Annotated in this window: 18 protein-coding genes; 2 read left to right on the top strand and 16 right to left on the bottom strand. The window is 38.6% G+C overall.

Features of this window, described 5'->3' with window-relative positions; all coding sequences use genetic code 11:
- Positions 1–50: 50 nt before the first annotated feature.
- Positions 51–2,033 (bottom strand): DNA primase, encoded by a 1,983-nt coding sequence (gene dnaG / locus ACKWBX_RS17705; RefSeq protein WP_413970054.1) that lies wholly within the window; start codon positions 2,031–2,033, stop codon positions 51–53.
- A 68-nt stretch (positions 2,034–2,101) separates the two neighbouring features.
- Here dnaG and ACKWBX_RS17710 point away from each other — a divergent pair, with 68 nt between their 5' ends.
- The gene (locus ACKWBX_RS17710) at positions 2,102–2,341 is read left to right on the top strand and encodes a zinc-ribbon domain-containing protein (RefSeq protein ID WP_413970055.1); all 240 of its coding nucleotides are present in this window, start codon (positions 2,102–2,104) and stop codon (positions 2,339–2,341) included.
- Positions 2,342–2,400: 59 nt separating this feature from the next.
- On the opposite strand, the gene ACKWBX_RS17715 is transcribed toward ACKWBX_RS17710, so the two are convergent.
- The 10 genes from ACKWBX_RS17715 to rsgA all read right to left on the bottom strand — a co-directional run bounded on the left by ACKWBX_RS17715 (position 2,401) and on the right by rsgA (position 11,373).
- Positions 2,401–3,471, bottom strand: coding sequence for a hypothetical protein (locus ACKWBX_RS17715; protein ID WP_413970056.1), 1,071 nt, complete (start codon positions 3,469–3,471; stop codon positions 2,401–2,403).
- Between the two features lie 94 nt (positions 3,472–3,565).
- Positions 3,566–4,336, bottom strand: coding sequence for a hypothetical protein (locus tag ACKWBX_RS17720; protein ID WP_413970057.1), 771 nt, complete (start codon positions 4,334–4,336; stop codon positions 3,566–3,568).
- Complete coding sequence (locus ACKWBX_RS17725) at positions 4,323–4,886, bottom strand: RNA polymerase sigma factor (protein ID WP_413970058.1); 564 nt, start codon at positions 4,884–4,886, stop codon at positions 4,323–4,325. The genes ACKWBX_RS17720 and ACKWBX_RS17725 overlap by 14 nt, the downstream gene beginning before the upstream one ends.
- Before the next feature lie 116 nt (positions 4,887–5,002).
- Complete coding sequence (locus tag ACKWBX_RS17730; protein WP_413970187.1) at positions 5,003–5,980, bottom strand: polyprenyl synthetase family protein; 978 nt, start codon at positions 5,978–5,980, stop codon at positions 5,003–5,005.
- Between the two features lie 100 nt (positions 5,981–6,080).
- On the bottom strand, positions 6,081–7,124 hold the full coding sequence (gene rlmN / locus ACKWBX_RS17735; RefSeq protein ID WP_413970059.1) for a dual-specificity RNA methyltransferase RlmN: 1,044 nt from the start codon (positions 7,122–7,124) through the stop codon (positions 6,081–6,083).
- 96 nt (positions 7,125–7,220) lie between these two features.
- On the bottom strand, positions 7,221–8,270 hold the full coding sequence (queA, locus tag ACKWBX_RS17740) for a tRNA preQ1(34) S-adenosylmethionine ribosyltransferase-isomerase QueA (protein ID WP_413970060.1): 1,050 nt from the start codon (positions 8,268–8,270) through the stop codon (positions 7,221–7,223).
- A gap of 108 nt (positions 8,271–8,378) precedes the next feature.
- Positions 8,379–9,608, bottom strand: a complete 1,230-nt coding sequence (locus tag ACKWBX_RS17745) for a 3-phosphoshikimate 1-carboxyvinyltransferase (RefSeq protein WP_413970061.1) — start codon at positions 9,606–9,608, stop codon at positions 8,379–8,381.
- A 36-nt stretch (positions 9,609–9,644) separates the two neighbouring features.
- Positions 9,645–9,971, bottom strand: coding sequence for a nucleotide pyrophosphohydrolase (locus ACKWBX_RS17750; protein ID WP_413970062.1), 327 nt, complete (start codon positions 9,969–9,971; stop codon positions 9,645–9,647).
- On the bottom strand, positions 9,971–10,423 hold the full coding sequence (gene dtd, locus ACKWBX_RS17755) for a D-aminoacyl-tRNA deacylase (protein WP_413970063.1): 453 nt from the start codon (positions 10,421–10,423) through the stop codon (positions 9,971–9,973). The genes ACKWBX_RS17750 and dtd overlap by 1 nt, the downstream gene beginning before the upstream one ends.
- On the bottom strand, positions 10,423–11,373 hold the full coding sequence (gene rsgA / locus ACKWBX_RS17760; RefSeq protein WP_413970064.1) for a ribosome small subunit-dependent GTPase A: 951 nt from the start codon (positions 11,371–11,373) through the stop codon (positions 10,423–10,425). Before rsgA ends, dtd begins: the two co-directional genes overlap by 1 nt.
- Positions 11,374–11,696: 323 nt before the next feature.
- On the opposite strand from rsgA, the gene ACKWBX_RS17765 reads away from it, so the two are divergent.
- Positions 11,697–12,137: a hypothetical protein gene (locus ACKWBX_RS17765; RefSeq protein WP_413970065.1), complete on the top strand. Its 441-nt coding sequence runs from the start codon at positions 11,697–11,699 to the stop codon at positions 12,135–12,137.
- Between the two features lie 71 nt (positions 12,138–12,208).
- Here the strand turns inward: ACKWBX_RS17765 and ACKWBX_RS17770 are convergent, their stop codons facing one another.
- From ACKWBX_RS17770 to ACKWBX_RS17790, 5 genes are all read right to left on the bottom strand, one after another.
- Positions 12,209–14,302, bottom strand: a complete 2,094-nt coding sequence (locus ACKWBX_RS17770) for a DUF5723 family protein (protein ID WP_413970066.1) — start codon at positions 14,300–14,302, stop codon at positions 12,209–12,211.
- 156 nt (positions 14,303–14,458) lie between these two features.
- A complete protein-coding gene (locus tag ACKWBX_RS17775; RefSeq protein WP_413970067.1) occupies positions 14,459–15,541 on the bottom strand; it encodes a chorismate mutase in 1,083 nt (360 codons plus the stop codon).
- Between the two features lie 124 nt (positions 15,542–15,665).
- Positions 15,666–16,526: a prephenate dehydrogenase gene (locus ACKWBX_RS17780; protein WP_413970068.1), complete on the bottom strand. Its 861-nt coding sequence runs from the start codon at positions 16,524–16,526 to the stop codon at positions 15,666–15,668.
- 104 nt (positions 16,527–16,630) lie between these two features.
- On the bottom strand, positions 16,631–17,776 hold the full coding sequence (locus tag ACKWBX_RS17785) for a pyridoxal phosphate-dependent aminotransferase (RefSeq protein ID WP_413970069.1): 1,146 nt from the start codon (positions 17,774–17,776) through the stop codon (positions 16,631–16,633).
- Positions 17,773–18,600 (bottom strand): prephenate dehydratase, encoded by an 828-nt coding sequence (locus ACKWBX_RS17790; protein ID WP_413970070.1) that lies wholly within the window; start codon positions 18,598–18,600, stop codon positions 17,773–17,775. The genes ACKWBX_RS17785 and ACKWBX_RS17790 overlap by 4 nt, the downstream gene beginning before the upstream one ends.
- Positions 18,601–18,841 lie beyond the last annotated feature (241 nt).

Genomic DNA, 18,841 nt, shown 5'->3' on the forward strand with positions numbered 1-18,841 from the left:
CTCAAATTGTAACATAAATAAAAGACCTGCGCTCGCAGGTCTTTTTTGTTTCAAGAAAGTACTCTGTTCAATTTCTGATTCAGTAGTTTGTTCAACTGAATATAGTTCATAATTTCTTCCAAGGTTTCTTTATGGTCCTTATGGATTTCCTGTGTTTGATTTTGTAAGGACTCCATTCGCTTTTTAATCAAAAAGCAGCGTAACGTCAGAATGGTTTCACTTACCAATTGCGAAATCGTATTTTCCTTTGCTTTCGGATAAATATCCTTGCTCTCCCAATTGTGCAGTACATGACGTTCTTCTTCCATAAGTATAGAAGAGATTTCATTGACCATTTCCTGCTCCAGTTCCGTCATAAAACTATTCACGGTAAAGTTCTCTGTGCCGTTGTTTAAAGCTTCTATCAGCTTATAGTAAATATCCTTGAACTTAGGTTGCGCCAGTTCAATTTCATCTTCCTGCAAATCCAAAAATATCTTTTCATACACTTTTATTTCTAAGGATTCAGGTTCTAAAATTAAATCGCCCTCTTCACTTTCCTTCAGTACCAAATCTTCAAATTCTTCTTTTCGAGTACCATATAACAATAGTATCTCGATGATTTTTCGCTCCAATTCATATTGAACATCTACCTTTTCCGGAACGGTTTCATTCTTGACTACATCAAAAGCTTTATGCTCTTGTTTGAGTTGTTTTTTAGCATCGGCAACATCCTTTTTTCCTATTTGGGCCAAAGTATTAAAAAGAACCGCTTCAGAAATGTTCATGATCTGTGCACATTCCTGTATGTATATTTCTTTTTTGATACGATCGGGAATTTTTGCAATGCTATTTACGATGTCCCTAACCGTTTCGGCACGTTTAATGGGGTCATTGGCAGCTTCCTCAACCAATAAGGACGCTTTAAACTGAATGAAATCCTTGGCATTTTTTTCTAAATAGGAAACCACATCTTCCAGCTCGTTGTTTTTGGAAAAACTATCCGGATCTTCCCCTTCTGGAAATGTGCATATCTTCACGTTCATTCCCTGTTCCAAGATCAAATCGATACCACGAAGCGAAGCCCTTAAACCTGCAGCATCACCATCAAACAGCACCGTGATATTTTTGGTAAGTCTATTGATCAAACGAATCTGCTCGGGAGTCAATGCCGTGCCACTGGAGGAAACAACATTATGGATTCCCCTTTGATGAAATTGAATCACATCTGTATAACCTTCCACCAAATAGCAGTTATCTTCCTTCGCAATGGATTGCTTGGCGTAATAAATGCCGTAAAGTACCTTGCTTTTATGATAGATTTCACTTTCGGGGGAATTAAGGTATTTGGCAGCTTTTTTATCATTGGTCAATATGCGCCCACCAAATCCTAAAACACGTCCGCTCAAAGAATGAATAGGAAACATGACCCTGCCTTTAAAACGATCAAATTTTCTTGTATTATTCGGATTGGATGTATCCTCCTTTACAATAGTAAGTCCCGTTTTTTCCAAATAATCCAACTGATAGCCACTATCTAAAGCAGCTGTAGTAAAACCGTCCCACTGGTCCAAACAGTATCCTAATTTGAATTTTTTGATAGTTTGCTCGGTAAAGCCTCGCTCTTTAAAATAACTGAGTCCTATAGCTTTGCCCAATTCAGATTCCCAAAGAATATCCCCAAAATACTTTTGGGCATACTCTGAAACCAAGTACATGCTTTCGCGTTCGTTGGCCTGCTCCTTTTGCTCGTTGGTCTTCTCTGTTTCCTCAATTTCAATATTATACTTTTTGGCAAGATATTTTATAGCTTCCGGATAGGTGAAATGCTCATGTTCCATTAGAAAAGCCACCACATTACCCCCTTTTCCGCTACTAAAATCCTTCCATATCTGCTTTACGGGCGACACCATAAAACTCGGTGTTCGCTCATCACTAAAGGGGCTGAGTCCCTTAAAATTGGAACCGGATTTTTTCAATTGTACAAAATCACCGATAACCTCCTCTAAACGAGCAGTTTCATATACTTGATCTATGGTGGTTTTTGAAATCATTCCCTAAATCCCTCAAAAGGAGAGAAATTTTAATTCTGTAAATTACGAACTCAAAAGTAATACTAAAAATGATTCTCTTTTTTGGAACGCGGCCCGGAAAAACGGTAATCACCCAATTGCCCGATACCGCATGCCCTTATTGCAACCAAATAGGCACTTTACAAGTTTCAAAAACCAGCAGCTATTTTCATTTGTTCTGGATAAAGCTTTTCAAAATAACCACCGATACCATTGCAGAATGCAGTCATTGCAAACGAGTTTATTATGAAAATGAATTCACGGAAGCTATGCGCAAAGAACTTCCCTAATAAAAGAAAGGCATATATCTGAAAATATATGCCCGACCAACTCAAATAAAACACTTTAACTACAAATCAAATCTCAAGCCCAAAGAAATATTTCGTTGTTCTATAAGAGCGTCTTTGAAAATAGGATTTAAATCATATTTCATGTATAGCAGAACACCATCAAAACCGGCATAGGCACTTAATCCATACACAAAATTACTGGTGTTGTACCCTCTCTTTAACTTATCCTTTACGCGTTCCCCGTCCCTATCATATTTTAATTTTTGGCGTGTACCCAAATTAAATCCAGCATATCCTCCCAATCCTACTCTAAACTTGTTTCTAAGGGAATACCGTATTCTTTCATCCGTTTTAGTCACGTTAGAGGGGCCAAACTCAAAATGAAGTGGAAATACCAGGTTATCCATTCTTAACTTTGATTTCCTGAGGTCAAAATCAAATTCCTCAAGTTCCGTTTGTCCATTTTCGGCCAACACAAAATATTGATTGCCTTTTGGTTTCAATCCATTGAACTGAAACGAAAACCCATAGTTAAACCTCAAGAAATTAGAATTTTTGAACACCCTAGTTCGCCATTGCCAGCCCATTTCAAAAAACCGACTTCCGCCTATTCTATAAGGCGAGTCTTCCAAAGATTGGCCATCGATAATTGCATTGTTCAAACCTACCGCCAATACAAAATCCGAATAGGTTCTACGATCGTACCGCACATCCCGTTTCCAATTATCCTTGATAAAAATGGCCGGTTTCCCATTGATATCTATACTGAAACCAAGGCTGTTGGTCGTATCCGACTCCGTTAGCACCAACACACCATTACCGTTTCTCTTCAAAAGTTCAATTTCATTGTCCAAAATGGCCAGCCTGTTTTCAATGTTTAAGGCTCTTTTTTTTGCTGCGGCCTCTTTAAGGGTCTGTGCTTCTTCCGCTGTTATTTGTCCTTCTTCCAGCCTTTCATTGATTCCCTCTACTTCTACTTTAAGTGCCTCTTTCTCCTGCACTGTTACTTTTTCCTTGGCATCTTGCAAAACCTCGATTTTCGTTTTGTTCCTTTCCTTCTTTTGGGCATGACCGGTCTGTATTGCCAATACAACTAACAAACCCACTACATACATGGTAATAATTCTCATAATTTTTGATTTTTACTATTGATTGATGAATAAACTCCTCCCTGTTCCACCGATAAATCGATGAAATATTTAGAATGTTCTTAAATAATTTTGGTTAATTGTTACGGTCCGCGACAGCAGTCCTAACCTTTAAAAAACCGGCCTTTAAGGATTCAAAAATTTGGTCTCGGAAGGATTGATCAAGTTCTCCTTCAACCTCATTTAATAAAGCCAAAGCGTTTACACTATTATCGGTATTAAAAAGTTTCTCTTTTAAAATTGATGTTCTTGCGGCATAAAGCAAAGAATCTACCTCGGCATCCGTGACCTTTTCCGAACGCTCCAAATGATTTACCTGTGCTACTACCTCCGCAATTTTTATATGGAGAACGGCCTCAGGTACTATAATGGGTTCTTTTGTTTCTTCCATGGCCAGCGCTTCTTTATTTACAATCTCTCCCTCCTCTATATACTCCTTTTTCACATCCTTTACCTCGTTTGTTCTTGATTGACCTTCAGCTATAACCTCATCCTCTAAAACAGTTTTATCAATGTCCTGTTCAGTGTCTGTTACAACAATTTCTGTGGCATTCTTGATAACCGTCCCAACATCTCCTTGTCTCTCTTTTGGCAAGGCTTGTTCCGGTGTATTTACCATTTTAATTTCTTCTGTTGTTTTAGCATCATTTCCACTGAAGTAAAAAAGTGAAACACTGATCAAAACGATTACACTGGCCGCAACGGCATACCAAAATCTGTTCGGAGATTTGGTCTTTGGCGCAGTAGTCAATTCTTCCGAAATCTTGTCCCACGCTGCTGCAGAAGGTTTTATCTCGCGCTCCCGTAGCTTTTCCTTTATATGCTTTTCAAATTTATCGGGTTCCATAACCTATAATATTTTGTTTTTTTAATTGCTCTTGAAGCACTTTTCGTGCTTTGAAGAGCTGACTTTTAGAAGTACTTTCAGAAATAGAAAGCATCTCAGCAATTTCATAATGTTTGTATCCTTCTACCGTGTACAATACAAATACCATTTTATATCCTTGCGGCAGACCGTCTATCAACTGCTGTATGTGCTCCGTGTCCATATCCGTAGTTTGATCTAAATCCCCGTACTGGTTCTTTTCATAGATTTCATCATCATAGACCACAAACTGCTGTTTCCTTAAATACGAAATACTTTCCCGAATCATTATCCTTCTTACCCAACCTTCAAAACTACCTTTGAACTTAAAAGAACCCAAATGTGTAAAAACCTTTAAAAATCCTTGTACCATGACATCTTCGGCAAAGTGAATGTCCTTAATATATTGCCGGCAAACACCCAACATTTTAGGAGCATATTTTGAATATATACGCTGCTGGGCATCCCTATTTCCGTTGGATGCTTTTCTGATCAGCTGGCTTTCGTTTTTGTAAAAAGGTATAATTTTCAAAACTGTATTTCTGTCTTCTATTTAGATAGACGATTTGGTTTCCATAAAAGTTGCCTGAAGAAAAAATATTTTATATCGATTTTCATAATCTAATGAAAATCAATAATATGTACAGTCTATTTTTTACGTTCTACAACGTAGTTCACCATCAACTCCAAGGCACTTCTGTAATCGGATTCTGGGTAGGAACTCAAAATTTCCAATGCTTCATCCTTAAAAGCAAGCATTTTTTTCACGGCATAATCCAGTCCGCCCTTTTCCTTTACGAAGGCTATTACCGCTTTGACTCTTTTTTTATCCTTGTTGTGGTTTTTAACGGAATTAATAACCCAACTTTTCTCTTTTTTAGAGCAATGGTTCAAAGCGTAAATAAGAGGTAAGGTCATTTTCTGTTCCTTAATATCTATCCCGGTAGGTTTTCCAATACTTTCATTACCATAATCAAAAAGGTCGTCCTTAATTTGAAACGCCATTCCGCAAAGCTCGCCAAACTTTCTGAACGTTTCCACATCTTCACTTTCAGGCTTTACCGAACACGCTCCCAGACCACAACAAGCAGCGATCAAAGTTGCCGTTTTCTGACGGATGATATCGTAATAGACCTCTTCCGTAATATCCAGTCTGCGGGCCTTTTCAATCTGTAACAACTCGCCTTCGCTCATTTCACGAACCGCTACCGAAATAATCCGTAACAAATCAAAATCGCCATTATCTATGGATAACAAAAGTCCTTTGGACAGTAAATAGTCCCCTACCAATACCGCTATTTTATTCTTCCAAAGGGCATTTATGGAAAAGAAGCCTCTACGCTTATAACTCTCATCTACCACATCATCATGTACCAACGTTGCGGTATGTATCAATTCAATGACCGAGGCCCCACGATAGGTACGTTCGTTTACTTCTCCATTATTCAGGAGTTTGGCCGTCAGAAAAACGAACATGGGTCGCATCTGTTTCCCTTTTCTATTGACGATGTAGTGGGTAATTCTATTAAGGAGCGCCACTTTTGACGACATGGAATCCCGAAATTTGGACTCGAAGAGCTCCATTTCCTGATTTACAGGTTCCTTTATTTGCGCTACTATTTTCAGATGGTCTGGCTTAAACCAACAAAATTAATCAAATAAAGTCGTTTAAAGTTTCTGTTGTAACTTGTTTAAAGGTTAAAACGAACCCAGAAATGAAAGTTGATCAGGCCTTGTTCGCCAATTGGCCACAAGCGGCATCAATATCCTTTCCCCTAGAACGTCTTACGGTTACGGTTATGTTATGTGCCTCAAGGGTTTTTTGGTATATTTCTATCGCTTTGTTCGAGGCTTGTTGAAATTCACCATCATCAATTGGATTATATTCTATAATATTGACTTTGGATGGTGCGAACCTACAAAAATCAACCAATGCTTTTACGTCTTTAGGTGTATCATTGATTCCGTCCCAAACCACATATTCATAGGTAATACGACTTTTGGTTTTTTGATACCAGTATTGCAAGGCTTCCCTTAAATCTGCCAATGGAAAGGTTTCATTAAAGGGCATGATAGAAGTTCTAATGGCATCAATAGCAGAATGTAAGGACACTGCCAATTTGAATTTGACCGCATCATCCGCCATTTTCCTTATCATTTTTGGCACTCCGGAAGTGGAAACGGTAATGCGTTTTGGAGACATGCCTAAACCCTCTGGCGAGGTTATTTTGTCAATTGCTTTCAGCACATTATTATAGTTCATGAGCGGCTCGCCCATGCCCATAAAAACAATATTGCTTAAAGGTCTATCAAAATACAAGCGACTCTCATTATCTATGGCCACCACTTGATCGTAAATTTCATCTGGATTTAAATTGCGCATACGCTTTAATCTGGAAGTAGCGCAAAATTTACAGTCCAAACTACACCCAACCTGACTGGATACACAGGCCGTTGTACGTGTTTTTGTAGGTATCAAGACAGATTCCACGATTAAATCATCATGTAACCGCACCGCATTTTTAATGGTCCCGTCCGCACTACGCTGCATTTGATCAACCTTAATGTGGTTGATTACAAAATTGTCTTGTAGCATATCACGGGTCTGTTTGGAAAGATTGGTCATTCCCTCAAAAGAATGTGCCCCTTTTTGCCAAAGCCATTCGTACACTTGGTTACCCCTAAAAGCTTTATCTCCGTTAGAAACAAAAAAATCACGAAGTTGGTCGCGTGTCAATGCCCGAATGTCTTTCTTCTTGATTTCTTTCATTTTAATCGGATAAGCTTTCATAAATAAAATCCCGCTTTATCAGTCATATTGAAAAAGCGGGATTTTAATAATTTCCGCAGGGGCGGATAAATTTATTTAAATAATCAACATGGCATCACCGTAAGAATAAAACCTGTAACCTTCCAAAATGGCTTCTTTATATGATTTTTTCATTAAATCATGTCCCATAAATGCGGACACCATCATCAACAATGTTGATTTTGGCAGGTGAAAATTAGTGATCATCGCATTGGCTATACTGAAATCATATGGTGGAAAAACGAACTTATTGGTCCATCCTTCAAAGGTATTCAATTGATGATTGGACGAAACAGCACTTTCCAAACCTCTCATGACCGTTGTACCTACCGCACAAATACGTCTTTTCTGCGCTTGGGCCTTGTTCACTATTTCAGTAGCTCTTTCGTCTATATACAATTCCTCACTATCCATCTTATGCTTGGACAAATCCTCGACCTCAACAGGATTAAAAGTACCCAAACCAACGTGAAGCGTTAGTTCCGCAAAGTCTACCCCTTTTATCTCCAAACGTTTTAAAAGGTGTTTGGAAAAATGGAGTCCTGCCGTGGGTGCGGCAACGGCACCTTCATGTTTTGCATAAATGGTTTGATAACGCTGCTCATCTTCTGGCTCAACGTCTCTTTTTATATATTTTGGAAGTGGTGTTTCACCCAATTCCCTTAATTTTCTTCTGAAATCCAAATACGCCCCATCGTATAAAAAACGAAGTGTTCTACCTCTAGACGTGGTATTATCAATAACCTCGGCAACCAAGGTCTCGTCATCCCCAAAATATAATTTGTTGCCAATACGTATTTTACGCGCGGGATCTACCAAAACATCCCAAAGCCTCTGTTCCTCATTTAGTTCGCGTAAAAGGAACACTTCAATACGAGCCCCGGTTTTTTCTTTATTGCCATATAACCTGGCGGGGAAAACCTTGGTGTTATTCAAAACCATAACATCTCCCTCATCAAAATAATCGATCATATCTTTGAACATCTTATGTTCAATTTTTCCGGTCTCCCTATGAATGACCATTAATTTGGACTCATCCCTATTTTCGGAAGGATGTTCTGCCAATAATTCTTTTGGAAGCTCAAAATTAAAGTGAGATAGTTTCATATGTTTGGTATATCTTTTAAACGTTAATGGCAATCCGCGTTAATTTAACACAAAATTGCGGCTGCAAAGATACAATCCCTAATAGGGGGTTGTCAAGTAAATGGGCAATTATAATTCAACAACCTTTATTCCCAGTATTTTCATATCGTCCCAAAAATCCGGGTATGACTTGGAAACTACTTCTGCGTCATTGATGATGATACTCGTACGGAATGCCAAAGGAGCAAAAGCCATGGCCATACGATGATCATGGTAGGTATCTATGGCAATGTCTGGTTTAATACTACTAGTAGCATGTAAGGACAAAGATTTATCCGTCACCTCAATGTCGGCTCCAAGTTTTTTTAATTCAACGTCCAAGGCCTCTAACCGATCTGTTTCTTTTATCTTGAGTGTGTGCAACCCTGCTAAATTGCACCCTATTCCCAGACCGAAACAAGTGACCGCTATGGTCTGTGCAATATCAGGGGCATTGACCAAATCTACCTCTAAAATTTCTGGGTATTCTTTTGCTATTTTTTTTAACGTAATGTTATTTTTTTCAAAAGAAGTCTCCACGCCCAAAGCGGTATAGATTTCAGCCAACACACTATCCCCTTGCAAGCTATTCTTTTTATAGGCCGAAAGAGAAACTTCCGAACCAATTTCTGAAAAAGCAACTATACTATAAAAGTAAGATGCGGAACTCCAATCCGATTCAACCGTTAATAGTGTTTCTGAAACATCATTCTTTGGACTGATCTTGATAGTATTCCCCTCAAACGAATGTTTGACACCAATTTCATCCAATAGCCCTAAAGTCATTTTGATATAGGGAATAGATGTAATTTGACCGACCAGTTCCACTTCCAGTCCGTTTTTGAGACTTGGAGCTATCAATAAGAGTGATGAAATATATTGGCTACTAATATTTGCGGGTAGACTGACTTTCTCTTTATTTATAGCAACGCCTTTTATTTTTAAGGGCGGATAGCCTTCTTCTTTTTCATATGTGATATCCGCTCCTAAACTCTTTAATGCATCGACCAAAACTTTTATTGGTCTTTCTTGCATTCTATGGGAACCTGTCAATACCACTTCTCTATTTGACTGGCATGCAAAATAGCTCGTTAGGAAACGCATGGCCGTCCCTGCATGATGAATATCTACGGTTCCTTTTTCAACCGTAAGACCCCTTTCCATAAATTGTGCATCATCAGAATTGGAAAGGTTCGCGATAGATATATTAGGATATAATGCCGAAAGCAATAAAGAGCGATTGGATTCACTCTTGGAACCTGTAATTTTTATAGCTGCTTTTAACGTATTATTGGATGGACCGTTCAAGTGAAGTTTCAAGGCATCTGCTTTTTAAAAATAGCCCCAAAGATAGTATTATTTCAGCTTTTCATTATTGTGGTGACGGTCATGATCACGCTTGCTTTTTAAATCTAACTTTTTATCAAAAGCCTGTTGTAAATCTATTCCTGTTTGATTGGCCAAACATAACACTACGAACAAAACATCGGCCAGCTCTTCCCCCAAATCCTTGGATTTATCGGATTCCTTTTCACTTTGCTCCCCGTACCTTCTGGCTATTATACGGGCCACTTCGCCCACTTCTTCCGTGAGCTGTGCCATATTAGTGAGTTCATTGAAATAACGCACTCCATGCTTTTTGATCCAATTGTCTACTGCTTCTTGAGCGTTTTGTATGTTCATTACTCTCTATTTTTAGTATCGATGATTATTGTAACAGGACCGTCATTTACCAATTCCACTTGCATATCTGCGCCAAATACACCTGTACCTACTTTTTTTGATAGTTTATCCTCTAACTCGGCAATGAACATTTCATATAATGGAACCGCTACATCTGGCTTCGCCGCTTTGATATAGGAAGGTCTATTGCCTTTTTTAGTGGATGCCTGTAATGTAAATTGACTTACAACGATTACCTTCCCGTTTACCTCCAAAATAGATCTGTTCATAACACCATCGGCATCATTGAAAATACGAAGATTTGCTATTTTTCTACACAACCACTTTATATCTTCTTGATTGTCCTCATTGACTATTCCAAGTAAGATCAATATTCCATTATCGATTGCTGCATTGACAATACCATCAATCGTTACATTGGCTTTCAAAACTCTTTGCAATACCGCCCGCATTACTTTTCCCCGTAATTATCAATTCTATAACTCTCCTCTTCCCCGGTAATCATTTGCAAGTAGCTTTTATACCTGCTCCAAGATATTTTTCCCTCTTCCAACGCTTCTTTTACCGCGCATTTGGGCTCATCCAAATGAATACAGTTGTTGAATTTACAGTCTTTTTTCAATTCAAATAACTCCGGAAAATAATCACCAATTTCTTCTTTTTCCATGTCTACGATACCAAAGCCCTTAATGCCCGGAGTATCTATTATCCTAGCATCAAAACTTAAATCGAACATTTCCGCAAAAGTAGTGGTATGTTGTCCTTGAAGGTGTTGTTGGGAAATTTCCGCTGTTTTTATGTCCAAATCAGGCTCCACTGCATTTATCAAGGTAGACTTGCCGACTCCGGAATGTCCGGAAAACATAGAAGTTTTACCAAACATCAAATCCATTACCTTATCCACATTCTTTCCGGTCTTAGCGGATATTCCTATGCAAGTATATCCTATTTTGCGGTAGAGAGCCGCTAAAAACTTCACCTCGTTCAGTGCTTCTTCGGTATAGCTATCAATCTTGTTGAATAATAAAATCACTGGAATATCATACGCCTCTGCAGTGACGAGAAATCGATCTATAAAAACAGGATATGTTTTTGGATTGTTCAAAGTGACCATCAAAAAAACCTGATCTAGATTAGCGGCAATAATATGCGTTTGTTTGGACAGATTGACCGATTTTCTGATGATGTAGTTTTTACGGTCTACAATCGTATTGATTATACCGATAGTATCGTCGCCGATTGTTTCAATCTCGAACAAAACCTTATCCCCAACAGCAACCGGATTGGTACTTTTAATCCCTTCTATCCTGAATTTTCCCTTGATGCGGCATTCATAAAAAACCCCTTCCTCACTCTTAACGGAGTACCAGCTTCCCGTAGATTTATAGACGGTTCCTAACATGTTGATCGATTCCAGCTCATCATAGCTACAAATTAAGGGTTTTTGAATGAACTTGCAGTGATCTGATGTTCATTAATTCCAATGGCATCTGTCAAAATACTGCCGGATGTCCCTTTGAAAGTTCTTCTTATTTTTTAGTTCTTTTTCAAAAAACCTATTTTTAATATCGCTAAATCGAAAATAGCCATAACTTAATTCCATGAAAAACACCAAGTATTAAAATGTAACTAAAATGTGTCGAAACAATGGAAATTACTTTCTTTATCCATGCAACCCTTTCTAAAACGAATTGTCTTTAATCAACACATACTAAAATTTATATTATGAAAAAAATAGTACTGATAACAAGCTTACTTTTAATTGTATCAATTGATGCGAATGCGCAGCAAATAAAAGTGATTACCAGCGTTGAATCTATTGTTCCCAGTGGTATTGGGCGTTCAAGAATCATTGATGCCCAAGAAGAAAAGGATTTTCAGGAATTCACCTCCGAACAGACCGATGAGGACAATACTAGAAATAAATCCAAACGAGGGGATATCCGCATCAAAAACTTTGAGGAAACCAAATTATTGAACTTTTACAATATTGCCGGAATCCGTTTCCAGAATATTGCCGCCAATGATGCCGTTATCTCTTCAAAACTGACCCAGATGTTAGCCGATGGATGGGAACTCATATTCGTTACCAGTGCCGTTGAGGCGGATGCCGGACAACAAGATGGACAAGGTATTTTTATAACACGATACATTTTCAAAAAGTAACAATATAAAATACTTTATAAACTAAAAATGCCCCGTTAAAGGGGCATTTTGTTTTTCCTAGATAATGCTACTTATTTTACCAAGTTTATTTCTACTCTTCTATTTTTCTGTCTACCATCCTTGTACATATTGGTCGCAATTGGTTTGCTTTCTCCATAACCTATCGCAGACAATCTGTTGGCAGCTATTCCACTTTTTACCAAAAAGTCCATTACGGCTTTCGCCCTAGACTCCGATAGTCTTTGGTTGGTCTGAACAGAACCAATACTATCCGTATGACCTTCTATCACAAAATTGGCATTGGGATATTCGTTCAATATTTTGAGGATATCTACCAATACGGCGGTAGACTCGTCCTTTATGGAAGATTTACCTGAATTGAACAAAATGGTACGTGCATATTCGTTCAATGATTTTTGCACTTCTTCCGTTACTTCAGGCTCAGGACAACCATCATTTGCGACCGTACCTATTTCTTCTGGACACTTGTCATCCTTGTCCAATATTCCGTCGTTATCCGAATCCGGCCAAGGGCAACCGTTGTTTTCAACAGGTCCGGCTTCAGTGATACAATTATCCTCATTATCCAATAAGCCATCGCCATCCGTATCTTGCCAAGGACATCCTCCATTTTCAACGGGGCCAGCTTCGTTTACACATTTATCTTCATTATCCAGTACCGTATCATTGTCCGCATCTCCCCATGGGCAACCATTGTTCTCCGCCGGTCCTGCCACTTTTGGGCAGCCATCTTCCTTATTTATGATTCCGTCACCGTCCTTATCTTTAGGTTGTCCTTGATATACCGGTATTTTAACGCCCGCATACACATCACTTCCTTGTATCTTATCTTCCGTCAATGAAGTAAGTAAAGACCCTGAACCAAGATAAAATGGCCCGGCACGTAATCCCGCACCTACCTGAAAACCACTATATTGAATGGTACTCAATGGTAAATAAAAACTGAACCATTTGCTTTCGAACCTCGGGGTCAACGAAACTACATTGGCTATTCTTACAATGTTCTCACCGGGAGATTTAAGTGATAAATCCGTATTTAGGTTTACATAAAAATGATTGCTGATGTTATAATCCGCATTAAAATGAAGCGCCGTTGGCAATGAAGCTTTAATATCTGCCCTAGATGCCGTAAAGGTGTAAAAATTTCTAAGTTCATCAATACCATCAATACTTTCGTAATCTTCTTGTGTTATTGAATTGGTGATATCATAGTTATCTATAAAACCATTTTTATAGGTGACCGAGCCTAAATCCGTTATGGAAAGACCTAATTTAAGCTTGTATTTGTTTTTGTCCTTCATGACCTTGGTTTCTCCGTCAGGACCAGTGGTGGTGTAATCATTATAATCCGGTCTCCATTCATAAATAAAACCAAGGTCTAGACCAAAACCGCTAGCCTCCTCGGGCACTTCATAATCATAATCCTCATCATCATATTCCGCAATGCGGCCGTAATCCAATTCGCCCGTTGATTGTAACGTTCCGCTCGTAGAGCCATCCGGCAAAGTAGCGCCATCTGCATCATAATTTACGGTTACGCCCCTTCCTGTTGCATAGGCGTTTCCCAAACCTTTTAGGTATTTTAAAGAAAGTCCGCCCTTTAAATAATGCTGTTCCTTATTCATGATGGTCCTAGCATATGCCAAACCAACTTCTGCCCAAGCACTTCCGGAACCAAAGAAATCACCTTCGTTTACGGTAAAATCCCTATCCTCATCAATACCTTCATCCAAATTATCCACGGTCTCCCCATTTATTTCATTTGCACTGGCAAACTGCCGGGCCCTTGAAAAAAATGCGATGGAACTTTTGGGGCTCAAATTGAACATAAAGGAAGGCCCTAACACATCTATATTGTTCGCGAAATTATTATTATCGGAAGGCGATAACTCCGCATCCGCATCAAAATCAAAATCACTTCCCGTTAGTTCCGAAAATCCTGCCGAGAAATAATCGTTCGTAAAAAATGTACTCGCACCCACAAGGTTGATATCTGTTTTAAACCGAGAATCGGTAATATTGGCCGGGTTCGCAATAACACTGTTTACGCCACTATAGTTATCGGTTAAAAATCCGATATAAGATTGTGCACTGGCACCCATACCAGTAATCAACAATATGGCTGCTAAAAAACTTTTTTTCATGCCCCTCTATTTTAATTTTTATTGGTTTTATAGACCCCTAACGCTCCTGTTTTGTCAATATTGCAAGAATATGGATGATTTTTCTTACACTTTGGTGTAAAAACAAAAAAAGCATCCCCGCTAACGTGGATGCTTTTTAATAGTAGCACTCTAAAACTATGCCTTTACTATTTTTTCTTGATGATTAATGGACTCTTGGTGAATTGCCTTGAACATCCTCAGTACAAACTCTTCACTGAGTCCACGGGTTTCTCCTTCCAAAATCATTTTACCCAAAATCTGGTTCCAACGATTGGATTGTAACACCGCTACGTTCTTTTGTTTTTTCAATTCTCCAATGCTATCGGAAATTTTCATTCTTTTTCCTAAGGTATCTATCAATTGATTGTCTATGATATCTATTTGAGCCCTTAGATTGCTCAATTTTGTATTGTACTCGGCTTCCACATCAGTCTCCTTTCGTATTTTCAAATCTTTCATGATCTGCACTAATTTGTCCGGTGTTACTTGTTGTGCAGCATCACTCCATGCATTATCCGGGTCGTGATGCGTTTCAATCATCAATCCATCAAAATTCAAGTCCAATGCGGTTTGCGATACATCAAAAATCATATCGCGTTTCCCCGTAATGTGCGATGGGTCGTTGATCAATGGCAAATCGGGAAATTTATTTTGGAATTCAATTGCCAGTTGCCATTCCGGAATGTTCCTGTATTTTGATTTTTCGTAGGTCGAAAATCCCCTATGAATCGCTCCTAATTTATTTATTCCGGCAGTATGCAATCTTTCAATTCCTCCTAACCATAATGCTAAATCCGGATTTACAGGATTCTTTACCAATACAATTTTATCAGTTCCTTCCAAGGCATCTGCCAATTCTTGCATGATAAAAGGACTAACGGTTGAACGTGCTCCGATCCACAACAAATCCACATCATGCTCCAAAGCCAGCTCAACATGTGCTCTATTGGCCACCTCCGTTGCCGTTTTTAATCCGGTTTCCTCTTTTACTTTTTGGAGCCATTTTAAACCTAAAGCACCAACGCCCTCAAAATTGCCAGGACGCGTTCTTGGCTTCCAAATACCTGCGCGGTAGTAGTTTACATCGGTATCTTTTAAGTCATGCGCAATGCGCAATACTTGCTCTTCGGTTTCCGCACTACATGGCCCTGCTATTACTAGTGGATGGTCTAAACCCATATCATCCAACCATGTTCTCATTTCTTTTGTATTCTCCATTACTTTGTTTTTGGCTGAAGGGCAAAAAGGTGAAGGGTAAAGTTTTCACCATCTTACATCTTCTTCTATTTAAATATTAATTGTTTATTCTACTATCTATTTTTATATGCTCTTGACTCTAAAATCATTTTTTGTTCAGTGGTATACCTTTTAATATTGATTTTATTTTGTTTGTGTTATTCATTTCATTATAAATTCCTTCAAAATTGTCCTTGAGCAATAACTCTTTAAAATCGGATAGATTTTGGATATATTCTTCCAATGTTTCTATAACGTTCTCTTTATTTTGCTGAAAAATAGGAGTCCACATGGCCGGTGAACTTTTGGCCAAACGAACCGTACTTTCAAATCCACTACCCGCCATATCAAAAATATCACGTTCGTTTTTCTCCTTCTCAATGACCGTTTTCCCCAACATAAAGGAACTTATGTGCGATAAGTGTGATACATATGCGATATGCTTATCGTGCGCCTTAGGATTCATATAGCGTATGCGCATTCCCAACAACTGAAAAATAGAGAGTGCTTTCTCCTGAAGCTTAAATGCCGTCTTCTCTACCTCGCAAATAATGTTTGCTTTTCCATTGAACAGTCCGTTTATAGCGGCAGACGGACCTGAAAATTCCGTTCCCGCAATGGGGTGACAAGCTAAATAATTTCTTCGTTTAACGTGCCCGTCCAAAACTTTGCAAATAAGTTCCTTGGTAGACCCGGCATCACATACCACACAGTCATCCGAAATCTTATCCAAAATTTTGGGAAGCTCTTCAACCATAACATCTACAGGGATACTGACGAGGACAAAATCCGCTAGATGCAGTTCATCATAACTAGATTTCTTATCGATGATATTCAACTCCAATGCCTCTTCCAAATGAGATTCATTAACGTCAATACCATAGATAACGGTTTCGGGCATCTTTGCCTTTAAGTCTTTCATGAAAGACCCTCCTATTAAACCTATACCCACTGCAAATACGTTCATTATTATCGCTTCGCTTTAGTTGTCCGTTGTTCGTTGTTCGTTGATTGCTTCATTTTTTTAAATTCATCATTAATATTTATCATCAACCGACAACAAACAACTAATTAAAACCTATCTATTGCTTCTTTTATTTTTTCCTCTGTTACACATAATGAAAATCGAATATATCCTTCCCCGTTACTGCCAAAAATAATACCTGGAGTGATGAAAATATCCTTTTCATAAAGTATATCATCTATAAATCTTTCGGCCGATGCAATCCCTTTGGGTAATTTGGCCCATAGAAACATTCCAACGGCATTTTTATCATAGGTACAGCTAAGTTTGTCCGCTAACTGGCAAACCAATTTTTTACGCTTTTCATATACATTATTCAATTGCTCATACCAAATATCCGCGCTTTCCAAGGCGGTTATCGCTCCTTTTTGGATGCCATAGAACATACCGGAATCCATATTGCTCTTCACTTTTAAAACGGCACTGATATGCTCCTGACTCCCTAACACAAAACCTACGCGCCAACCGGCCATGTTGAAGGTTTTACTTAGAGAATTCAGTTCTAAACACACCTCTTTGGCCCCTTCAATGGTCAAGATGCTTTTAGGTTCGCTGTTCAAAACGAAACTGTACGGATTGTCATTCACCAACAAAATATGATGCTGTTTGGCAAAAGCCACCAACTTTTTGAATTGCGCTATCGTTGCGTTAGCGCCCGTAGGCATATGCGGGTAGCTCAACCACATTAATTTTACTTTGCTCAAATCTTTTTTCTCCAGCGCTTCAATATCTGGAAACCACCCATTTGCCTCGGTTAAATCATAATATTTTTCGGAAGCACCGACCAATTTGGTAACCGATGCGTAGGTTGGATACCCCGGGTTTGGGATAAGTACTTCGTCCCCATCGTTCAGAAAGGCCATACTTATGTGCATAATGCCCTCTTTAGAACCCATAAGGGGCAATATTTCCGAATTGGCATCCACACTTACATTAAACTTATTTTTATAAAATAATGCAATTGCCTTTCTTAATTCCGGCAATCCCTGATAGCTTTGGTACTGATGCGCACCTAAATCCAGCACTGCTTTCTGGATACTTTCTATTACACTTTGTGAAGGCGAAAGATCGGGACTCCCGATTCCCATATTGATAATGGGTTTTCCTTCCGCTGCAAGCCCCCTTACCTCTCTTAATTTTTTGGAGAAGTAGTATTCCTGGACTGTTTTAAGCCTATCCGCTGTTTGTATCATCGCATGGCATTTTTATATTCTCCCAATACTTTAAAATCCTCCAACATGATATTCAAAAGTGCTTTCGCCTTGTCAAAAGCTTGATATTCACCAAAGGTGACATCCACAAAAAAAGCATACTTCCAAGGTGTTTCTATCACCGGAAGCGACTGTATCTTGGTCAGATTTAAATTGCAATCGCTCATCACATTAAGGACAGTGGCCAAACTCCCGCGTTTGTGGTCCGTAATAAACCGTAAAGACGCCTTATTGATTTCGGACTTGGGAAGCTCTTTATTTTTTGTTTTTACAATAATAAATCGGGTGGCATTATTCTTTATGGTTTGGATGTCGTCCGCTACGATGTCCAAACCATATAATTCGGCTGCCACCTTTGGCGCAATGGCCGCTAAATACGATAAATTCTGTTCTTGAATACGCTTTGCCGTTTCCGCGGTATCTACATCTTCTACCAATTTTATGTGTGGATACTTCTTAAAAAACTCCTTACACTGTAACAATGCCATGGGATGTGATGAAACCTCTCTAATATCCTCTAATTTCTGACCTTTTAAAACCATCAAATTGTGATGGATGTTCAAGTAATATTCCCCAATAATATGCAGGTTATTTTGATATACGAGTGCGTAATTAGGTATGATGGAACCGGCAATGGAATTCTCAATGGCCATGATGCCCTTATCCGCTTTGCCTTCCAAGAGTTGGTCTACAAGCGTATCAAAAGATAGGCACTCTACCATTTCCGTATCATTACCAAAATAGTCTTTTGCTACCTGATGATGGTTGGAACCTTTTATTCCCTGTATGGCTATTTTTAGTTTCATTACTTCTAACTTAACTCCTGATAATAGTTTTAGGAGCATCAAAACCTCAAGTTTTAAACAAAAAAAAGCCCCGTTTTTCACGGGACTTCAATTGATATGTATTTTATTATATACTACAACAGTCCCGTACTTCTCTTAAAAAAGAAGTAAAAAAAGAAACCGTTCCAGAAATATTGCTTTGTCATTATCCTATAACTTGGAGCTAATGTAGTAATAAAATTCAATATACCTCAAAAAGGAA

The sequence above is a fragment of the Maribacter algae genome (assembly GCF_047345745.1).
Taxonomy (GTDB): Bacteria; Bacteroidota; Bacteroidia; order Flavobacteriales; family Flavobacteriaceae; genus Maribacter.

Excerpts from the sequence above, each read along its gene's own strand:
- dnaG (WP_413970054.1), bottom strand. The coding sequence starts at position 2,033 with ATGATTTCAAAAACCACCATAGATCAAGTATATGAAACTGCTCGTTTA.
- ACKWBX_RS17710 (WP_413970055.1), top strand. The coding sequence starts at position 2,102 with ATGATTCTCTTTTTTGGAACGCGGCCCGGAAAAACGGTAATCACCCAA.
- ACKWBX_RS17715 (WP_413970056.1), bottom strand. The coding sequence starts at position 3,471 with ATGAGAATTATTACCATGTATGTAGTGGGTTTGTTAGTTGTATTGGCA.
- ACKWBX_RS17720 (WP_413970057.1), bottom strand. The coding sequence starts at position 4,336 with ATGGAACCCGATAAATTTGAAAAGCATATAAAGGAAAAGCTACGGGAG.
- rlmN (WP_413970059.1), bottom strand. The coding sequence starts at position 7,124 with ATGAAAGAAATCAAGAAGAAAGACATTCGGGCATTGACACGCGACCAA.
- queA (WP_413970060.1), bottom strand. The coding sequence starts at position 8,270 with ATGAAACTATCTCACTTTAATTTTGAGCTTCCAAAAGAATTATTGGCA.
- ACKWBX_RS17750 (WP_413970062.1), bottom strand. The coding sequence starts at position 9,971 with ATGAACATACAAAACGCTCAAGAAGCAGTAGACAATTGGATCAAAAAG.
- dtd (WP_413970063.1), bottom strand. The coding sequence starts at position 10,423 with ATGCGGGCGGTATTGCAAAGAGTTTTGAAAGCCAATGTAACGATTGAT.
- rsgA (WP_413970064.1), bottom strand. The coding sequence starts at position 11,373 with ATGTTAGGAACCGTCTATAAATCTACGGGAAGCTGGTACTCCGTTAAG.
- ACKWBX_RS17765 (WP_413970065.1), top strand. The coding sequence starts at position 11,697 with ATGAAAAAAATAGTACTGATAACAAGCTTACTTTTAATTGTATCAATT.
- ACKWBX_RS17770 (WP_413970066.1), bottom strand. The coding sequence starts at position 14,302 with ATGAAAAAAAGTTTTTTAGCAGCCATATTGTTGATTACTGGTATGGGT.
- ACKWBX_RS17775 (WP_413970067.1), bottom strand. The coding sequence starts at position 15,541 with ATGGAGAATACAAAAGAAATGAGAACATGGTTGGATGATATGGGTTTA.
- ACKWBX_RS17780 (WP_413970068.1), bottom strand. The coding sequence starts at position 16,526 with ATGAACGTATTTGCAGTGGGTATAGGTTTAATAGGAGGGTCTTTCATG.
- ACKWBX_RS17785 (WP_413970069.1), bottom strand. The coding sequence starts at position 17,776 with ATGATACAAACAGCGGATAGGCTTAAAACAGTCCAGGAATACTACTTC.
- ACKWBX_RS17790 (WP_413970070.1), bottom strand. The coding sequence starts at position 18,600 with ATGAAACTAAAAATAGCCATACAGGGAATAAAAGGTTCCAACCATCAT.